Origin of the sequence: Candidatus Accumulibacter sp. ACC007, assembly GCF_907163205.1 — a bacterium.
GTDB lineage: Bacteria > Pseudomonadota > Gammaproteobacteria > Burkholderiales > Rhodocyclaceae > Accumulibacter > Accumulibacter regalis.
In genome coordinates this window covers 217,598-235,044 of sequence record NZ_CAJQUD010000009.1, presented here as the reverse complement: position 1 = coordinate 235,044, position 17,447 = coordinate 217,598, and the positions used below count along the sequence as shown (strand labels likewise).

Annotated in this window: 21 protein-coding genes; 12 read left to right on the top strand and 9 right to left on the bottom strand. The window is 63.6% G+C overall.

The features are described from left to right. Positions 1–76 precede the first annotated feature (76 nt). The 12 genes from flgB to QZ634_RS18765 all read left to right on the top strand — a co-directional run bounded on the left by flgB (position 77) and on the right by QZ634_RS18765 (position 11,337). Positions 77–481, top strand: coding sequence for a flagellar basal body rod protein FlgB (gene flgB, locus QZ634_RS18820; RefSeq protein ID WP_291991095.1), 405 nt, complete (start codon positions 77–79; stop codon positions 479–481). A gap of 2 nt (positions 482–483) precedes the next feature. Then, positions 484–888, top strand: a complete 405-nt coding sequence (gene flgC, locus QZ634_RS18815) for a flagellar basal body rod protein FlgC (RefSeq protein WP_291991021.1) — start codon at positions 484–486, stop codon at positions 886–888. Between the two features lie 28 nt (positions 889–916). Then, complete coding sequence (locus tag QZ634_RS18810) at positions 917–1,600, top strand: flagellar hook assembly protein FlgD (RefSeq protein ID WP_291991020.1); 684 nt, start codon at positions 917–919, stop codon at positions 1,598–1,600. A gap of 15 nt (positions 1,601–1,615) precedes the next feature. Beyond that, the gene (gene flgE, locus QZ634_RS18805) at positions 1,616–2,872 is read left to right on the top strand and encodes a flagellar hook protein FlgE (protein WP_291991019.1); all 1,257 of its coding nucleotides are present in this window, start codon (positions 1,616–1,618) and stop codon (positions 2,870–2,872) included. A gap of 34 nt (positions 2,873–2,906) precedes the next feature. Further along, positions 2,907–3,656, top strand: coding sequence for a flagellar basal body rod protein FlgF (locus QZ634_RS18800; RefSeq protein WP_291991018.1), 750 nt, complete (start codon positions 2,907–2,909; stop codon positions 3,654–3,656). 10 nt (positions 3,657–3,666) lie between these two features. Further along, positions 3,667–4,449: a flagellar basal-body rod protein FlgG gene (gene flgG, locus QZ634_RS18795; protein ID WP_043565056.1), complete on the top strand. Its 783-nt coding sequence runs from the start codon at positions 3,667–3,669 to the stop codon at positions 4,447–4,449. A gap of 10 nt (positions 4,450–4,459) precedes the next feature. Next, positions 4,460–5,152: a flagellar basal body L-ring protein FlgH gene (locus QZ634_RS18790; RefSeq protein ID WP_291991017.1), complete on the top strand. Its 693-nt coding sequence runs from the start codon at positions 4,460–4,462 to the stop codon at positions 5,150–5,152. 98 nt (positions 5,153–5,250) lie between these two features. Beyond that, positions 5,251–6,312, top strand: a complete 1,062-nt coding sequence (locus QZ634_RS18785) for a flagellar basal body P-ring protein FlgI (protein WP_291991094.1) — start codon at positions 5,251–5,253, stop codon at positions 6,310–6,312. 40 nt (positions 6,313–6,352) lie between these two features. Beyond that, positions 6,353–7,303, top strand: coding sequence for a flagellar assembly peptidoglycan hydrolase FlgJ (gene flgJ, locus QZ634_RS18780; RefSeq protein ID WP_291991016.1), 951 nt, complete (start codon positions 6,353–6,355; stop codon positions 7,301–7,303). A gap of 82 nt (positions 7,304–7,385) precedes the next feature. Beyond that, complete coding sequence (gene flgK, locus QZ634_RS18775; RefSeq protein ID WP_291991015.1) at positions 7,386–9,434, top strand: flagellar hook-associated protein FlgK; 2,049 nt, start codon at positions 7,386–7,388, stop codon at positions 9,432–9,434. A 10-nt stretch (positions 9,435–9,444) separates the two neighbouring features. Then, a complete protein-coding gene (gene flgL / locus QZ634_RS18770) occupies positions 9,445–10,782 on the top strand; it encodes a flagellar hook-associated protein FlgL (RefSeq protein WP_291991014.1) in 1,338 nt (445 codons plus the stop codon). 3 nt (positions 10,783–10,785) lie between these two features. Continuing rightward, complete coding sequence (locus tag QZ634_RS18765; RefSeq protein WP_291991013.1) at positions 10,786–11,337, top strand: hypothetical protein; 552 nt, start codon at positions 10,786–10,788, stop codon at positions 11,335–11,337. Here the strand turns inward: QZ634_RS18765 and fliR are convergent. From fliR to fliJ, 9 genes are all read right to left on the bottom strand, one after another. Beyond that, positions 11,334–12,119: a flagellar biosynthetic protein FliR gene (gene fliR / locus QZ634_RS18760; RefSeq protein ID WP_291991012.1), complete on the bottom strand. Its 786-nt coding sequence runs from the start codon at positions 12,117–12,119 to the stop codon at positions 11,334–11,336. The two genes, QZ634_RS18765 and fliR, sit on opposite strands and share 4 nt — an antisense overlap. A gap of 7 nt (positions 12,120–12,126) precedes the next feature. Next, on the bottom strand, positions 12,127–12,396 hold the full coding sequence (gene fliQ, locus QZ634_RS18755) for a flagellar biosynthesis protein FliQ (protein ID WP_043565061.1): 270 nt from the start codon (positions 12,394–12,396) through the stop codon (positions 12,127–12,129). Further along, the gene (gene fliP, locus QZ634_RS18750; protein WP_291991011.1) at positions 12,393–13,154 is read right to left on the bottom strand and encodes a flagellar type III secretion system pore protein FliP; all 762 of its coding nucleotides are present in this window, start codon (positions 13,152–13,154) and stop codon (positions 12,393–12,395) included. The genes fliQ and fliP overlap by 4 nt, the downstream gene beginning before the upstream one ends. After that, the gene (fliO, locus tag QZ634_RS18745; RefSeq protein WP_043565063.1) at positions 13,141–13,593 is read right to left on the bottom strand and encodes a flagellar biosynthetic protein FliO; all 453 of its coding nucleotides are present in this window, start codon (positions 13,591–13,593) and stop codon (positions 13,141–13,143) included. The genes fliP and fliO overlap by 14 nt, the downstream gene beginning before the upstream one ends. A 104-nt stretch (positions 13,594–13,697) precedes the next feature. Further along, the gene (gene fliN, locus QZ634_RS18740) at positions 13,698–14,150 is read right to left on the bottom strand and encodes a flagellar motor switch protein FliN (protein WP_291991010.1); all 453 of its coding nucleotides are present in this window, start codon (positions 14,148–14,150) and stop codon (positions 13,698–13,700) included. Beyond that, a complete protein-coding gene (gene fliM / locus QZ634_RS18735; protein WP_291991009.1) occupies positions 14,143–15,147 on the bottom strand; it encodes a flagellar motor switch protein FliM in 1,005 nt (334 codons plus the stop codon). The genes fliN and fliM overlap by 8 nt, the downstream gene beginning before the upstream one ends. Before the next feature lie 6 nt (positions 15,148–15,153). Beyond that, entirely contained in the window at positions 15,154–15,708 is a 555-nt protein-coding gene (gene fliL / locus QZ634_RS18730; RefSeq protein ID WP_291991008.1) for a flagellar basal body-associated protein FliL, read from the bottom strand. A gap of 88 nt (positions 15,709–15,796) precedes the next feature. Then, positions 15,797–16,867 (bottom strand): flagellar hook-length control protein FliK, encoded by a 1,071-nt coding sequence (locus tag QZ634_RS18725; protein ID WP_291991007.1) that lies wholly within the window; start codon positions 16,865–16,867, stop codon positions 15,797–15,799. A 68-nt stretch (positions 16,868–16,935) separates the two neighbouring features. Beyond that, the gene (fliJ, locus tag QZ634_RS18720) at positions 16,936–17,385 is read right to left on the bottom strand and encodes a flagellar export protein FliJ (protein WP_043565066.1); all 450 of its coding nucleotides are present in this window, start codon (positions 17,383–17,385) and stop codon (positions 16,936–16,938) included. Positions 17,386–17,447: the final 62 nt, after the last annotated feature.

Below are 17,447 nucleotides of genomic sequence, written 5' to 3'. Positions count from 1 at the left end.
CGCTGGTCGCGAGGCAATATGGCACGGCTATTGCTTGTCGACTGTCCATGAGAACAGCGAAGGGAGTGACACGGTGATGGTCAGCAAAATCCAGGAGGCGCTCTCCTTCCAGCTGCAGGCATTGACCCTGCGCAGCGAACGGCAGCAGGTGCTCGCCGGCAATATCGCCAACGCCGATACGCCGCACTATCTGGCGCGGGACTTCGATTTCGCGACCACCCTGCAGCAGGCGGTCAGCGGCCGTGGTCAGGCGAGCCTGCCCCTGGCGACCACTTCGCCGCGCCATGCGCAGGGCAGCGAAGCCGCCGATCCCTTGCGCCTGCTCTATCGCCAGCCGACACAGGCCAGCGCCGACGGCAACACCGTCGATATGGACGTCGAGCGCGCACAGTTTGCCGAGAATGCGTTCTTCTACGAGGCGGGCCTGACTTTTCTTTCCGGCCGTATCAATGGCCTGCGCACGGCCATCCAGGGACAATAGGGATGAGCGTTTTCAATACCTTCAAGGTGGCCGGTAGCGCGCTGACCGCACAGGCGATGCGCCTCAACGTGGTCGCCAGCAATCTGGCCAACGCCGACAGCGTGGTCGGTTCCGACGGCAAGCCTTATCGCGCCAAGCAGGTGGTGTTCGCGGCGACGCCGATGGGCAGTGCGGCGGCACAGGGCGTACGGGTCACGCAGGTGGTCGAAGACAGCACTCCCGGCCGCCTGCTCTACGACCCGCGCAATCCCGCCGCCGACGAGCGCGGCTACGTGACCATGCCCAATGTCAGCGTGGTTGACGAGATGACCAACATGATTTCGGCCTCGCGCTCCTATCAGACCAACGTCGAGGTCATGAATACCGCCAAACAACTGCTGCTCAAGACGCTGGCGCTTGGCCAGTAGTCACGACGCGGCTCCGGAGAGAGAAGAAATGGCAAGCGTGCAATCGAGCACTTCTAGCAGTGACATCCTGGCTTCGCTCAACACCCAGGCCAGGGCCGGCACCAGCGAACTCGTGTCGACGACCGAGGACGTCCAGAATCGTTTTCTCAAGCTGCTGGTGACGCAGTTGAAGAACCAGGACCCGCTCAACCCGCTCGACAACGCGGCGGTAACCACCCAGATTTCGCAGATCAACACGGTGACCGGCATCGAAAGGCTGAACGCGACCCTCGAGACCCTGCTCAGCACCTACAACGATGGGCAGGCCGTGCAGGCCGCCGCGCTGATCGGCAAGCGCGTTCTGGTGGGGGGGGCCGGGCTGGCGCTGGTCGACGGTCAGGCGCGCGGCGGGGTCAATCTCGCCGGGCCGGCCGACGACGTGACGCTGACGATTCTTGGTGCCGGCGACAACGTCATCCAGAGCGAGCGCCTCGGCGCCCGCGACGCCGGCAGCTTCGCCTTCGTCTGGGACGGCATGACGGCGCAGGGTACGCAGGCGCCAGCCGGCCGTTACCGCTTCGCGGTGAACGCCGTGCGCGGCAATGAAACGGTGGCCGCCGAGGCTCTACAGATTGGCACGGTAAATGCTTTGGTTAGAGGACAGGGTGGTTATCAGCTCGACCTGGGTGCGCTGGGGCGGGTCGCTTTCGACAAGGTTCAGCAAATTCTCTAGGTGTAGGGGGCAGAAATGAGTTTTCAGCAAGGTTTGAGCGGTCTGAACGCGGCTTCGTCGTCGCTCGACGTGATCGGCAACAACATCGCCAACGCCAGCACCGTGGGCTTCAAGAGCGGCGGCACGAACTTCGCGGATGTGTACGCCGCTTCCCTGGGCCTTGGCACCGGCGCCAAGATCGGTATCGGCGTCGGCGTCGGGGCGGTTCAGCAGCAGTTTACCCAGGGCAATCTGACGACCACCAACAATCCACTCGACCTTGCGCTCAACGGCGGCGGTTTCTTCCGCATGAGCCAGGAAGGGGCGATCAGCTATACCCGGAATGGCCAGTTTCACATCGACAACGAAGGCTATATGATCAACGATCTGCGCCTTCGCCTGACCGGTTATCCGGTCGCCGCCAGCGGTGCGATCACGCCTTCCAACCCCGTCGAGCTGCAGATTTCAGCGGGGCAGATCGCCCCGCGCGCGACCAGCGACCCGCTCGCCGGCGAGCTGCGCGCGGTGCTCAATCTCGACTCCCGCGACTCGGTTCCGGCGGTCACGCCCTTCGATTTCACCGACCCGGAAACCTTCAATTTCTCGACCGCGCTGACCGTTTTCGACACCCTCGGCGTGGTGCACAACCTGACCACCTTCTATGTGCTCAATACGCCGGCGGCAGTAGGGGATCCGGGGCAGTGGACCGTGCACGCCACGCTCGACGGCGCGGACCCGCAAGTCGTTCCGGGCGGAAACCTTATCTTCAGTACTTCCGGTGCCCTCGACCCGGCGTCGGCGGTGCATACGCTGCCGGCGTGGGCCCTGACCAGCGGTGCCGTGTCGCCGTGGTCACCGGGGGATATGGATTTCACCGGCACCACCCAGTACGGCAACGGCTCGAACGTCGACCGCCTGACGCAGGGAGGCTTCACGTCGGGCAGCCTGGTCGGCGTGGGTGTCAACGCCGATGGCATCGTCCAGGGGCGCTACAGCAATGGCCAGACGCGCAGCATGGGGCAGGTGGTGCTGGCCAGCTTTGCCAATCCCAACGGGCTCCTGAGCCTGGGCAACAACCAGTGGAGCCTGACCTCGATTTCCGGGCCGGAGCTGATCGGGACGCCGGGGTCGGGAAGTCGCGCGGTCATCCAGGCGGCGGCGGTCGAGGATTCGAACGTCGATCTGACCAAGGCCCTGGTGGAGATGATCACTGCGCAGCGCAACTACCAGGCCAATGCGCAAACCATCAAGACCCAGGATCAGATCATGCAGACGCTGGTCAATCTGCGCTGATGGCCGACGCTGAGCGAAGGATTGCGAAAGCGCCATGGATCGCCTGATCTACACCGCGATGAGCGGGGCCAAGCAGGTCTTCCTGCAGCAGGCGGGCGTCGCCCAGAATCTGGCCAATGCAACGACCATCGGCTATCGGGCCATGGAGCATCGCTTTCGCGCCGTGCCGGTGCTCGGCGAAGGGGCACCGACCAGAGCCTTTGCCGCCGACGCCTCGGTGGCCGACGCCTTCGAGCAGGGGCCGATCACGGTCACCGGTCGGCCGCTCGATGTCGCGGTAGACGGTAACGGCTGGATCACCGTGCAGGCTGCCGACGGTCGCGAGGCCTACACCCGTGCCGGCAATCTCAGGACCGACGCCAACGGCGTGCTGCAGACCACCAGCGGCTTCAATGTCGCGGGCGAAGGCGGAGCGATCTCGCTGCCGCCCGACAACAACATCGCCATCGCCGCCGACGGGACGGTGTCGAGCATTCCGCGTGTGGGTGCCGGGGCCATCAACGGGGTCAACGTGGTCGGCCGGATCAAGCTGGTCAATCCGCCGGAAAACGATCTGGTGCGCGGCGACGACGGACTCTTCCGGACGCGCAACGGCATCGATGCTCTGGCCGACGAAAACGTCAAGCTGGCGCCGGAGGCGCTCGAGGGGAGCAACGTGAACTCGGTTGACGCGATGGTCAGGATGATCAGTCTCGCTCGCCAGTTCGAGATGCAGATCAAGATGTTGCAGACGGCCGACGCCAATGCGCGGACGGCCAGCCAGCTTCTCTCCATGAACCGCTGATAGGACAGGCATGATTCGTTCGCTGTGGACCGCCAGTACCGGCCTCAATGCCCAACAGGTGCAGATTGACGTCATCGCCAACAACCTGGCCAACGTCAGCACCAATGGTTTCAAGCAGGCGCGCGGAATTTTTGCCGATCTGCTCTATCAGACGCTGCGTCAGCCGGGGGCCCAGTCGTCGCAGACAACGCAGATCCCGGATGGTCTGCAGATCGGTCTCGGCGTGACGCCCGTCTCGACGGGGCGAATCTTCACCCAGGGCGCTCTGCAGCAAACCGGCAACAGTCTGGACATGGCCATCGACGGGGCGGGCTTCTTCCAGGTCCTGCTGCCCGACGGGACAACGGCCTATACGCGCGACGGTTCCTTTCAGAAAGACAATCAGGGGCAGATCGTCACCACCAGCGGCTATCCGCTGCAGCCGGCGATCACCATCCCCGAGAACGCCCTGACCCTGACCATCGGCACCGATGGTGTGGTCAGCATCACCCAGCCGGGGACTCCGGCGACGGTGCAGATCGGCACCATCCAGGTGGCCACTTTCATCAACAACGGCGGGCTGCAGAGCGTTGGCGACAACCTCTACCTGGAGACCGCGTCGAGCGGGACGCCAACGCCCAATACTCCCGGAAACAACGGCTCGGGGGTGGTGGTGCAGAACTACGTCGAGGCGTCCAACGTCAATGTCGCGCAGGAACTGGTACTGATGATCCAGACTCAGCGCGCCTACGAACTGAACTCGAAAGTGGTGTCGACCTCGGATCAGATGCTGGCGCGTCTGACGCAGTTGTAAGAGGCGGACGATGAGCACTGGCCGGATGGACAAGAAGACGCTGCTGCTGATCCCCGTCGCGCTGCTGATGGCCGCCTGCACCACCGTGCCGCCGACCAATATCCATCAGCCGATGACGGCGCGTCCGCAGCACCGTACCGATGCTCTGGCGGCCAATCTGGCGGCGACCGGCAGCATCTATCAGGCCGGGTCGTCACGGACGCTGTTCGAAGACCGCCGCGCGCGTTACGTCGGCGACACGATCACGGTGACGATTACCGAGAACACCACGGCGGCGACCAAGTCCAACACCAACGTCAGCAAGACCGGCAGCGTCAGTGCCGCCGCCGGCCCGATCGTTGGCCTGCCCGGCAAGTCGTTTCAGGGCATGGAGCTGAGCGCCAACAGCAGCAATGTCGCTGCCGGCAAGGGCGATGCGGCGGCCAACAATGTGTTCACCGGGACGATTACGGTGACCGTTATCGAAGTCCTGCCGAACGGCAATCTGCTGGTTTCGGGCGAGAAGCAGGTGGCCATTGGTCAGGGACAGGAATACATCCGGCTTTCCGGTATCGTCAATCCGTATTTCGTCAACGCCGCCAATACCATCCCCTCGTCGCAGATTGCCGACGCGCGAATCGAGTACAAGGAGAGCGGGACGATCAGCGAAGCGCAGGTGATGGGTTGGCTGGCACGATTCTTCCTTACCGTCCTGCCATTCTAGGAGAACAGAAAGTGGCCCCGATCATCGCCAGGAAAACCGGCAAAATCGAGCGTCGTCCGGCGGTTTTTGCCGCTCTTGCCGGTTTTGTCGTCCTTGCCCTGCTGAGTTTTCCGGTGGCTGCAGAACGGATCAAGGACCTTGCCTCGGTGCAGGGGGTGCGCAACAACCAGTTGGTTGGCTACGGGCTGGTGGTCGGCCTGGACGGCAGCGGCGACCAGACCACACAGACGCCGTTTACCACCCAGAGCATCATCAACATGCTCGCCCAGCTGGGCACCACTTTGCCGACGACGCAATCCTTGCAGCTGAAGAACGTTGCGGCGGTGATGGTGACCGCCAATCTGCCGCCATTTGCCCGCATCGGGCAGGCCATCGACATCACCGTGTCGTCGATGGGTAACGCCAAGAGCCTGCGCGGCGGGACGCTGGTGATGACGCCGCTGAAGGGCGCCGACGGTCAGATCTACGCGCAGGCGCAAGGCAACCTGCTGGTCGGCGGCGCCGGCGCGTCGGCGGGTGGCAGCAAGGTGGCGGTCAATCACCTGCTTGCCGGGCGTGTGGTCGGTGGAGCAACCGTCGAGCGCGAGGTTCCGACCGCGCTCGGGCAGGGCCCCTTCGTTCATTACGAGATGCGCACGACCGACTTCAGTACCACCCAGCGCGTGGTCGAGGTGATCAACCGGGAGATCGGTCCGGGGACCGCTCAGGCGCTCGACGGCAGGCGGGTGCAGGTGATCGCCCCCGAAGATGCGAACAGCCGGGTGGCCTTCCTGGGACGACTGGAGAGCCTGGAAGTGCGTCCGAGCAAAGGTGTTGCCAAGGTGATCATCAACCCGCGTACCGGCTCGGTGGTGATGAACCAGACGGTGACCATCGAATCCTGCGCGGTCGCGCACGGCAGCCTTTCGGTGGTCATCAATACCGAGCAGAAAGTGAGTCAGCCGAACGCGCTGGCTGCCGGACAGACGGTCACCACGACGCAGAGCGAAATCGACATCAAGCAGGGAGGCGGATCGTTGATGCAGGTGAAGGCCGGGGTCAATCTCGCCGAGGTCGTCAAGGCGATCAATGCGCTCGGTGCCGGGCCACAGGATCTGCTCTCCATACTGCAGTCCATGAAAGCGGCCGGCGCCTTGCGCGCCGAGCTCGAGATCATCTGAGGCGGCGTTCGAGACGCCCACCCACCGCCATTTTTCGCCCATGAAATCAATCGCCCTTGCCAACACCCGCCTGGTTGTCGATCCGGCCGCCGCCGCCGATCTGCGCGCCAAGCTCAATCAGGACCCGCAAGGAGGCCTGAAGCAGGTGGCCCAGCAGTTCGAGGGCATGCTCCTGCAGTTGCTGCTGAAAAGCATGCGCGATGCGACGGCCAGCAGTGGCCTGCTCGATAGCCAGCAAAGCCGTTTCTTTACCGCCATTGGCGATCAGCAAATGGCGTTGAACCTGGCCAGCCAAATGCCCATGGGGCTCGCCGGATTGATCGAGCAGCAATCGGGGCAGGCGGCCAAGGCCGGCAAGACCGACGCCGGCAATGCAGCCCTCGACGCCTTGCAGCAGTCGTTGGCTTCCCTGTCGCCGGCAAGCGAGGCAAGCTATCTGCTTGGCGCTCGCCAGCGCGCTGGCCTGCTTCCCGGGGTTACGGCGGGCAGCAGCGCGGCGACGCTGGCCGCCGGATCGCCATCGGCGCCGCGCGATTTCGTCGAGCGCGTCTGGCCGCACGCTCAGGAAGCAGCGGCGGCTACCGGTGTGCCGGCACGTTTCCTGGTCGCCCACTCGGCGCTGGAAAGTGGCTGGGGAAGGCACGAGATCCGCAATGCCGACGGTTCGCCGAGTTTTAATGTCTTCGGCATCAAGGCCGGGCGCAACTGGTCGGGAGCGACCGTCGAGGTCGATACGACGGAGTTCGTCAATGGCGTGGCGCAGCCCGAGCGCGCGACGTTCCGCGCCTATGCTTCGTACGCCGAGGCGTTTCGCGACTACGCCAGGCTGCTCGCCAGCAAGCCACGTTACGCGGGCGTGGTCGGACAGCAGGATGGCGTGCAGTTCGCCCGTTCATTGCAGCAGGCTGGCTACGCGACCGACCCGATGTACGCTGACAAGCTGGCGCGAATCATTGGCGGCAGCACTCTGCGCCAGGCGCTGGCCGGCTAGGGGCTCGACAGAGCGCGCGGGCGCCGGCTAAACATTCGCGCTGCGCTGCCGTTAACAGAATAATCCAACAGGAGTTCACCTCATGGGCTCAGGAATCATCAGTACCGCGGTTACCGGCCTGAACGTGGCGCAGTATGGTCTGCTGACCACCGAACACAATATCGCCAACGTCAACACGCCGGGCTTCTCGCGGCAGCGGACCATACAGGCGAGCAATCCCGGCTTGCTGACCGGTGCCGGCTTTATTGGCCAGGGTGCGCACGTGGCCACGGTCGAGCGCATGTACAGCCGTTTCCTGAGCGATCAGGTCGATCGTTCGCAGAGCAGCGCCGGTGAACTCGCGACCTACTACGCGCAAATCAGCCAGATCGACAACCTGCTCGCCGATCCGGGCACCGGTCTGTCGCCGGTGCTGCAGGCCTTCTTTGGCAGCGTCCAGCAGCTCGCCAGCAATCCTTCGGACCTGCCCAGCCGCCAGGCAATGGTCTCGGCGGCGCAGTCCCTGAGCGTCCGCTATCAGTCGCTGGGTGATCAACTGGCGCAGATGTACGACGGTATCAACAGCGAAATCACCGCTGCCGTCGCCAGTGTCAATTCCTACGGCGAACAGATCGCCTTGCTGAACGGTCGCATTGCCGTCGCCGAAGCGTCGACCGGCCAACCGCCGAACGATTTGCTCGATACGCGCGACCAGATGGTGCTCGAACTGAATCAGCTGATCCGCACGCGAACGACGACCAACGCCGATGGCAGCTACAACGTTTTCGTCGGCAGCGGCCAGCAACTGGTTGTCGGCACGCAGCTGATCGGCCTGACGACGACGACGGCGGCAGACGATCCCTCACGACTGGTGGTCGGCCTGCGTGCCGCGACCGGGGTCCAGGAGATGCCCGAGTCGCTGGTCAGCGGCGGCAGCCTCAGCGGCCTGCTGGCTTTCCGCCGCGAGTCTCTGGACCGGGCGAGCAACGATCTGGGCAGCAACGCAGCTTCGCTGGCGCTGACCTTCAATGCGCAACATGCTCTCGGGCAGGACTTTTTTGGTCAGTCGCTGCTCGCCTCGACGCCGCCGACCAGTTTTACGCCGCAGTTCTTTTCGCTGGCCCAGCCGGCGGTGGTCAGCAACACCAGAAATCCGTCGGGCAGCCCGCTGGTCAGTGCCAGCTTTGGGCCAACGACGCCGTTCAATGGCAATTTCTATACCGACCTGGGTAACAGCGACTACCGGCTGCGAGCCGACGCCGGCGGCGCTCTTACGCTGACTCGCCTTGCGGACAGCAGGCAGTGGTCGGGCGCCGACCTGGCGGCGGTGAATGCCGAGCTGAGCAGCGATCCGCAGGGTTTCGTCCTCGCCTCAACGGGCACCCTGCCGGCGGGTTCCAGCTACCTGATTCAGCCGACGCGCGGCGCCGCCCGCGGCATCACGGTGAATCCGGCGCTGGTCGCCGATGCGCGCCTGATCGCCGCGGCGGGACCACTGCGCGCGTCGGCTGCGACGGCCAATACGGGCACCGCCACGGTCACCTCGGGTCAGGCCGGACCCGGTTATCAGGGCGCCTTTACTGCACTGCCGATCAGCCTGCAATACAATGCCGGCGAATTGCTGGGTTTCCCGGTCAATACGCGCGTCTCGATCGATGGCGCTACAGCGGTGACCATCACCGCGCTCAACCCGGGCATCGCTTACACCAGCGGCGCGACCGTCACCGTGGTCGGTTCGGTCGCCGCCAGCCCGCCAGCGGGGTTCAGCTTCGTGATGACCGGTTTGCCGAACAACGGCGATCGTTTTTCGATTGAGGTCAATACCGGGGCCACGGCCGATGGGCGCAACGCGCTGACGCTGGCTCAGTTGCAGACGCAACGGACGATGTCCGGGCAGACGGCGTCCTATCAGGACGCCTACGCGCGCCTGGTCAGCGAAACCGGTAACCGGACACGCCAGTTGCAGGTCAGCTCGGAGGCGCAACAGAACCTGTTGGCGCAGGCACAGGCGAGTCGTGACTCGCTCTCGGCGGTCAATCTCGACGAGGAAGCGGCAAATCTCATTCGTTATCAGCAGGCGTACCAGGCCTCGGCGAGGGCATTTCAGATTGGCGCCGCCTTGTTCGATACGATTCTCGAACTGGGACGTTAGGGAGACGCAGATGCGCATCAGTACCAATCAGCTTTATGATGCCGGCGTGCGCGGCATGGAGCGCAATCAGACCCAGCTGCTCAAGCTGCAGGAGCAGATCTCCAGCGGCCGGCGAATCCTCACCCCGGCAGACGACCCGATCGGTGCGGCGCGCGCGCTGACCGTGACGCAGACCCGTGAGGTCGCCGCGCAATACGCGCGCAACCAGGGCACCGCCGCCGATCGTCTGGGACTGGTCGACAGTCGGCTGGCTGCGGTCACCGATCTCCTGCAGAGCGTTCGCGATCGTGTCATTCAGGCCGGCAACACGGTTCTCAGTGACAGTGATCGCCGGGCCGTGGCCAGCGAACTCGAGGCGCGCTTCGAGGAGCTGCTGGGAATTGCCAACAGCCAGAACGCCGAGGGCGATTATCTCTTTGCCGGCCACCAGGGGGCGACGACGCCATTCGTGCTCAGCGCGGCGACATCGTCGGCGGCACCGGCTTCGGTCAGCTACTTCGGTGACAACGGCGAACGTCTGCTGCAGGTCGGCCCGACGCAGCAGATGGCGAGCAGCGTCGCCGGCAGCGATCTGTTCATGAATATCCGCGAAGGCAACGGCAGCTTCGTGACCGCCGCCGGCAGCGGTGGCGGCGGCACGCTGGCCAACCAGGGTGCCGGGGTGATCGACGGTGGTTCGGTGCTCGACCCGCAGAAGTGGCAACGCGCCTTGAATTCGGATTTCTGGCAGGGAAGCAGCAATCAGGTGCTTGAAATCAGGTTCTCGGCAGTTGCCGGGGTCAGCCACTACCAGTTGTTCGACGTGTCGACGGCGGTTTCGCCGGACCCTGCCCTACCGGCCAGGCCGGTCAGCGATCTGTTGCCATTCACTGCTGGACAGGCCATTCCGCTGTCGGCCAGTGTCGCGCCGGTGACCGACTTCGGTGCGCAGGTGGTGATCAACGGCCTGCCGGCCGACGGCGATAGCTTCAGCGTTACCCCGAGCGCCAACAAGAGCGTCTTCGCGACGATGCAGGAGCTGATCGGCCTGCTGCGCTCACCGCTGGGTTCAAGTGAGGCACGAACCGAATTCACCGGCAAGCTGGCCGGACATCTGATCAATCTCGACCAGGCGCAGGCCAATGTGGGTCGTCTCCAGGCGTCGGTGGGCGCCCGCCTGCAGGCGCTGGATGGCCTCGGCAGCAGCTCGACCGCGGTCGATATTCTGCATGAGCAAAGCTTGTCGGACCTTCAGGATCTGGACTACGCAAAGGCGCTCTCGGACTTTACCCGCCAGCAGATGAGCCTCGAGGCCGCGCAAAGGTCTTTCGTCACCATCAGCGGACTGAGTCTGTTCAGCTATCTCTGAGCGATGACTTCTACGCGCCGTCTCGTCCCTGCCGCGCTTGTTCTGGTGGCCCTGTTGACCGCCTGCGGCACGGTCGACCGGCAGCCGCCGGCGCGCGCGGAGAGCAGTGCGCCGGACAGCCGCTTCGCGCAGTCGCCCGATCCGACGGTCAGCGTCGAGCCTGGCAAGGCGGTGGCCCTGGTCGGCGCGGTCGGCTATGCCGCGTCCGAGTACACCGGGCCGGTTGCGAATCTGGGGATGGCGGCTGCCGCCGCGATCATTGCCTATGTGGTCTACGATCCGCTGGCACCGAACTGGACCATCGAGGAGCGGATGGTGGGCAGCGATACCTATCTGCTATCGATGCGCGCCAAGAGTTTCCGCACCGGCGGCGACGGCGAGTCCGGGTTGATCCTCAAACGGCGAGCGTTGCAGTTGCAGCGCAAACGCGGTTTCCTGGCCTACCGTATCCTGGATTACTCCGAGGGTGTCGAATCGAGCACGCCTTTTACGCATCGCTACGCGGAAGGTACTTTCCAGCTGGTCCATAGTCCCCCTGTCGACAAGCGGCCCTAGCCGCCGGTGGGCGAGAAATTGCCGAGCATCGACTGCAGGCCGTACTCGAAAAGCTGCTGCAGGGGTTGGCTCAAATACGACAAACCGAACATCAATCCGGCGAAACCGAGGGTGATGGTCAGCGGAAAGCCGATCACGATCAGGTTGAGTTGCGGCGCGGCGCGGCTGAGGATGGCCAGGGCCAGGTTGGTGATCAGCAGGGCGACAAGAATGGGCAGCGCGAGGAGCAGTCCTGACGAGAAGATCATGGCCCCGGAACGCGCCAGCTGCCACCAGCTGCCGGCATCTGGCAGTGCCGCGCCGACGGGAATGGCGGTGAAGCTGTGCGTCAAAGTGGCGATGACCATCAGGTGACCGTTGATGGCCATGAAAATCAGCAATGCCAGCAGCCCCAGGAACTCCGAAACGACCCCCGTCTGACCGGCGGTCAGCGGGTCGTAGGAACTGGCGAAGCCGAGACCCATCTGCAGGCTGATCATGCTGCCAGCCAGGTCGACCGCGCCGAGCACGAGGCGCACGGCGAAACCCATGGCAAATCCGATGAGCATTTGTTGCGCGAGGATCAGCAGACCCGCAGCCGACGCCGGATCGATCGCCGGCATCGGTGGCAGCACCGGCGAGATGGCCAGGGTGATCGCCAGGCCGAGGATCAGGCGGATGCGTACGTTCAAGGCCGGGTTGTTGAAGGGCGGTGCGCTGACCAGGACGGCGAGGATGCGCGCCAGCGGGAAGAAAAAGGCAACGATCCAGGCATTGATCTCGGCCGACGTCAGGCTGATCATCGCCGCTTCAGCCGACCAGTAGAGGAATGCTCTCGAACAGTCGGCGCACGTAGTCGACCATCAGTCCCAGCATCCACGGGCCGGCCAGGAGAAGGATCAGGAATACCCCGACCAGCTTGGGGATGAACGACAGCGTCTGCTCGTTGATCTGCGTCGCTGCCTGAAAAATACTCACGATCAGGCCGATCAGCAGCGCCGCCAGGAGAAGGGGCGCGGCCAGCAGCAAGGTCATCTCGACCGCCTGGCGCCCGATATCCATGACCAGTTCGGGCGTCATGTGGCGAAACTGGCGACCAGCGAGCCAAGGATCAGATGCCAGCCATCGACGAGCACGAAGAGCATCAGCTTGAAGGGCAGCGCGATCATTACCGGTGACATCATCATCATGCCCATCGACATCAGCACGCTGGCGACGACCATGTCGACGATGAGGAAGGGAATGAAGATGATGAAGCCGATCTGGAAGGCTGTTTTCAGTTCGCTGGTGACGAAGGCCGGGACCAGCAAGCGCATCGGAATGTCGTCGGAAGACTGGAAGCGGGGCGCGTTCGCCATGCGCGCGAAGAGCGCGATGTCCGATTCGCGCGTCTGCTTGAGCATGAACTTGCGCAGCGGCACGGCGCCGCGTTCGATCGCCTGCTGGTAGGTGATTCTGTTTTCCGACAGCGGCTGATAGGCTTCGCTGTAGACGCTGTCGAGCACGGGCGACATGATGAAGAAGGTCAGGAAAAGTGCCAGCCCAAGGAGCACCTGGTTGGGCGGCGAGGTCTGCGTGCCCAGGGCGTGCCTGAGCAGCGACAGGACGATGATGATCCGGGTGAAGCTGGTCATCATCAGCAGAGCTGCCGGAATGAAGGTCAGCGCGGTGAGCGTCAGCAGAGTCTGGATCGACAGCGTGTAGGTCTGGCTGCCACCGGCACCCGGCGTGCTGGTCAGCGCCGGCAGGCCGCCGGCTTGAGCCCAGACCGCCAGTGGCGTGAGTAAAGCCAGCAAGGCGAGCAGGGTGCCGCAGCGGCTGAGTCTAGCGGCCTTCATGCTTGCGCTCGGCGACCTGCTTCAGCCATTGCGAAAATGGCTTATCGCCGTCGCCGGCCGCTGGCAGCTCGCCCTTCGGTAGCGTGTGCAAGGTGCGGATCTGGCCAGGCACCAGGCCGACAACGAGCCAGGTATCGCCAATCTCGACGAGAACGATGCGCTCCCGGGTGCCGATCATCAGCCCACCAACGACGCGCAGCGGCCCATTGCTGCCGAAACCACGACCGCCGTTGAGTCGGCGCAGAAAGTACGCGGCCAGAAAGAGAACGGCGATGACCGCCGCCAGCCCGAAAACCGTTTGCAGCATCGTCGCCAGCGAAAGACCGGGTGGGTCCGGGAGCGCCGTCTGGGCGAGTGCGCCGCTCGAAGACAGCGCGCAGAGAAGCCAGCACGCATTGTGCGTCGGGTGTTCAGCGAGGGACTTGAGGTGTCGAAGCAAGAGGGTCGGCCAGCTTTGGATGCTGGTCGCTATCTTAAAGCAAGCGTGGCGAAGCGCAAACGCCCGTCCGAGCGGGCTATGGCTTGAGGAGGGCACAAGGACGCTCAGCGTCCGATTTGGCGAGCCCGTTCGGAGGGCGTGACGATATCCGTCAGCCGAATCCCGAATTTGTCGTTGACCACGACCACCTCGCCCTGCGCGATAAGCGTGCCGTTGACATAAACGCTCATCGGTTCGCCGGCCATGGCGTCGAGTTCGACGACTGAGCCATGCGCCAGCTGCAGGAGGTTCTTGATGGTGATCTTGGTGCGCCCGAGTTCGACGGCGATCTGCACCGGGATGTCCAGAATCATGTCGAGCTCGTTCATCAGCGAGGCCTTGTTCCCGGGTTCATCGAAACTCGGGAAGATGTTGGCAGCCTTCGCGCTGGCGGGCGTTGGGTCAGCCTGCGCCTGCTCGGCCATTGCCGCTGCCCAGTCGTCGTCAGCAGTGCTGTCGTCGGCAGCGCCGGCGTCCGCATCTGGCAGGTCGAATTCGTCCGTTGCGTCCTTATCCATTACTTCCTCCGGCAGGGGCTTCCTGGTGATCGCTGGCCATGAAGCGTTCGACCTTGAGCGCGTATTGGCCATCCTGTTGCCCGTAGCGGCATTCCATCACCGGGACGTCGTCGACCAGGGCGATGATCTTGTCGGGTATGTCGATAGGAATGACGTCGCCGACTTTCATCTCCAGAATCTGGCGCAAAGCGACGCTCGTCGTGGCCAGCTTGGCCGTGATTTCCACCTCGGCATTCTTCAATTGCTTGCGCAACATGATGATCCAGCGTCGGTCGGTCGAAAGTTGATCGCTTTGCAGGGTGCTGTACAGCAGATCGCGAATCGGTTCAATCATCGAGTAGGGAAAACAGATATGCATGTCTGCACTCGATCCGCCGAATTCCAGCGAAAAGCTCGTCGAGATGACGATCTCGGACGGGGTGGCAATGTTGGCGAACTGCGAATTCATCTCCGAGCGGATGTATTCAAAAGTCATGTCGTAAACCGGTTTCCAGGAGCGCGAATACTCGGTAAATACGACCGTCAACAGGCCCTTGATGATCCGTTGTTCGGTGGCTGTGAAATCCCTTCCCTCGACACGCGTATGGAAACGGCCATCGCCGCCGAACATGTTGTCGACCACCAGGAAGACCAGACTGGGGTCGAAGACGAACAATGCCGTGCCGCGCAGGGACTTGGCGGCAACCAGGTTGAGGTTGGTCGGCACCACGAGATTACGCGTGAACTCGCTGTATTTCTGCACTCGTATCGAGCCCACCGAGATCTCGGCGCTGCGATGCATGTAATTGAAGAGGCCGATGCGCAGGTAACGGGCAAAGCGTTCATTGACCAGTTCGAGCGTCGGCATGCGCCCGCGGACGATTCGTTCCTGCGTCCCGAGATTGTAAGGGCGCGGACCACCGCCAAGGTCTTCCGTTTCTTCCGGTTCGTCGGCTTCGCCGCTGACGCCCTTGAGCAGGGCGTCGACTTCATCCTGCGAGAGGAAATCGGCGCTCATCGCGGCTCACTGGATGATGAATGACGTGAATAGCACTTCCTTGACCGGCCAGTCATTGTTTTTCCCTCTGCCGGCCGGATCGAGGACGCTGTTTATCCTCTCCTTGATTTCGCCGGCAAGGTTTTTCTTGCCGTCGGTGGTAATCAAGTCCGAGGCCTTCTTGCTGGATAGCAGCAGTGTCAGGTCGTTACGCAGCTTGGGCATGTACTGCTTGAGTTGCTCGTCGACCTGCGGATCCTCGACCTCGACCGAAAGAATCAATTGCAGATACTGGTCGCCGTTCTCGGGTACGAGATTGACCGTGAATGCCTCAAGGGCGACATAGACCGGCGGCGCATTGTGGTCTGCTTTCTTCTTCTTGGCTGGCTTGGCCCGTTCACGCGGGGCGTCGGCGTACTCCTCATCGTATTCGCCCGCCGGCTTCAAGAGAAAGTAGGCGCCTGCACCGCCGATGCCAAGCACCAGGACCAGCACGGCGATGATGACGATGAGCAGCTTTTTCCTGCTTTTCACTGGCGCGGCGACCGCGCCGTCCGCTTCGGCTTTTGCATCCTTGGCCATTCAGCAACTTTCTCCCTGGTTGGTTCGCCCGGTGGTGGTTTTCAGTTCCCGTGTCGACGTGCTTCACGCAGGTGTGGCGCCAGCCTCGCTAGGCGAAAATGTCGACCAGTGCGCTGCCACGGTGCGTGACGATGCTGTGACCCACCAGGTCGCCGAGCGAATCGTTGCCAAGTATAGCGGTATCAGCCATCGGGCGGGGCGACCCCGCGGGCTGGCGTTGGCCCTCGCTCTGTTGGCGGAAGGATTCGCTGCCAACACTGACCTGCCCGAGGTCGATTCCGGCACTGGCGAGCATTTCGCGCAGCCGCGGCAGGGCCGTCTCAATGGCCCCGCGAACCTCGGCGTTTGCCGAGACAAAGTGTGCGTTGGCGCTGTCCTTGTCGATCTTCAGGGTGATTTCCACCGTTCCCAATTGCGGCGGATTGAGCGTCAGTTGCGCAAGCTGTTTGTCGTTACCTGCGAACCACAACAGTTTCTGACCAAAATCGGTGGCCCACGAGGGGTCGCGGAGCGCTGTCGGCAGGCTCAGGGAGGTTTCCTGAGCGATGCCTGCGCTGCCGTTCGGCGCCTGGCTCGCGGGCCCGAGAGTGGCCAGGTTGCTGGCCGGCGACAGCGCTTGCTCTGCCCGCTTCACTTCGCCTTGCCCCAGTGCCTGCGCGAGCAAGTCGCCGACGGCAAATTTTGCCGCCTTGCCGTCGCTGCTCAAGGCGGTAGACGCTGACGCCCCGCGCTCGTCGCTGCCAGGGTAGGGCCATTGCGCTGCGTCACTTGCCGAGCTTGTCGCCGCCGAGGCGAGCAGCGCTGCGCTGCGAGTCGGCAAGGAGACGCTCAGGGGAGCGAGCTCGCCACTGTCCGAGCCGCCCGCAGGAGGGGTGGCCCGATGCAGCGCGTTTGGCTGATTCAGCCCGAGCATGGCCAGAAATTGCAGGCCTGCGGAAGCAGGGTCCGCTGCCGGGAGTGGCGCCGCGTCGCCAGCCGCGGCTGCGTTTCCGCTCTCCAGGGGGCGCGGCACGGCGCTGGCTGGCAGAGCCAGCAGAATGCTTGCAAAGTCGAGCCCGCCGCCAGCGTCATCAACAGCGGTCGGGCCGCTGGCGCCACCTTCGGCGGACGCTTCCAGGGCGGCTGCCTGGACGAAGCTTGAAACGATTGCGATGCTCATGGACGATCCCTTTCGGCGAGTGCTGCCGATATTAAAGCAAGTATCGTGCCATGTTCCAGCGGCCGGGCTTAATGGTCGTCCTGTCTGTCGTACTTCCGGCGCGCGGCAAACTCGTCCTGTTCCTTCTGCTCCTGGCGCCCTTCCAGCTTTGCTTCGCTGGCGCGATGGCGTTCAAAGAGGGCGTCAAAGGCCTGCAGTCGGGTCCGCTGCTGCTGCCATGCCGCCTGCCCCGCGGCCGTGTGCGCTTGTTGCCGGCGGACCGCCTGCAACTGCTCGCTGATGGCCTGGTCGAGACGGCACAGGAATTCCTGATAGTTGCGCCATTCGGGCTGCCGCAGTCCCTCCTGCACGGCTCTGCGAAAGCGCTCGCTGTAGTCATCGCGATACTGTTCGAGCATGTCGAGCTTGCCCTGTGCATCGCGTTCCGTGGCAATCAGGCGCGCCAGACGTTGCGTCGCTTCGTCGCTACGATTCTGCATCAGGTCGAGGACGGCTTGCAGGGAGAACGGTTTCGGCACGTTGGACTCGGGGAGCGCGGCTTGCTAGTTCAGCGAAGGGTCGACGTCGGAAGTATGGCTGA

Coding starts and splice junctions, on each gene's coding strand:
- flgJ (WP_291991016.1), top strand. CDS start 6,353: ATGAAATCAATCGCCCTTGCCAACACCCGCCTGGTTGTCGATCCGGCC.
- QZ634_RS18765 (WP_291991013.1), top strand. CDS start 10,786: ATGACTTCTACGCGCCGTCTCGTCCCTGCCGCGCTTGTTCTGGTGGCC.
- fliM (WP_291991009.1), bottom strand. CDS start 15,147: ATGAGCGCCGATTTCCTCTCGCAGGATGAAGTCGACGCCCTGCTCAAG.
- fliN (WP_291991010.1), bottom strand. CDS start 14,150: ATGGATAAGGACGCAACGGACGAATTCGACCTGCCAGATGCGGACGCC.
- flgE (WP_291991019.1), top strand. CDS start 1,616: ATGAGTTTTCAGCAAGGTTTGAGCGGTCTGAACGCGGCTTCGTCGTCG.
- flgC (WP_291991021.1), top strand. CDS start 484: ATGAGCGTTTTCAATACCTTCAAGGTGGCCGGTAGCGCGCTGACCGCA.
- QZ634_RS18810 (WP_291991020.1), top strand. CDS start 917: ATGGCAAGCGTGCAATCGAGCACTTCTAGCAGTGACATCCTGGCTTCG.
- fliL (WP_291991008.1), bottom strand. CDS start 15,708: ATGGCCAAGGATGCAAAAGCCGAAGCGGACGGCGCGGTCGCCGCGCCA.
- QZ634_RS18800 (WP_291991018.1), top strand. CDS start 2,907: ATGGATCGCCTGATCTACACCGCGATGAGCGGGGCCAAGCAGGTCTTC.
- flgB (WP_291991095.1), top strand. CDS start 77: ATGGTCAGCAAAATCCAGGAGGCGCTCTCCTTCCAGCTGCAGGCATTG.
- QZ634_RS18790 (WP_291991017.1), top strand. CDS start 4,460: ATGAGCACTGGCCGGATGGACAAGAAGACGCTGCTGCTGATCCCCGTC.
- fliP (WP_291991011.1), bottom strand. CDS start 13,154: ATGAAGGCCGCTAGACTCAGCCGCTGCGGCACCCTGCTCGCCTTGCTG.
- QZ634_RS18725 (WP_291991007.1), bottom strand. CDS start 16,867: ATGAGCATCGCAATCGTTTCAAGCTTCGTCCAGGCAGCCGCCCTGGAA.
- flgL (WP_291991014.1), top strand. CDS start 9,445: ATGCGCATCAGTACCAATCAGCTTTATGATGCCGGCGTGCGCGGCATG.
- fliR (WP_291991012.1), bottom strand. CDS start 12,119: ATGATCAGCCTGACGTCGGCCGAGATCAATGCCTGGATCGTTGCCTTT.
- flgK (WP_291991015.1), top strand. CDS start 7,386: ATGGGCTCAGGAATCATCAGTACCGCGGTTACCGGCCTGAACGTGGCG.
- flgG (WP_043565056.1), top strand. CDS start 3,667: ATGATTCGTTCGCTGTGGACCGCCAGTACCGGCCTCAATGCCCAACAG.
- fliQ (WP_043565061.1), bottom strand. CDS start 12,396: ATGACGCCCGAACTGGTCATGGATATCGGGCGCCAGGCGGTCGAGATG.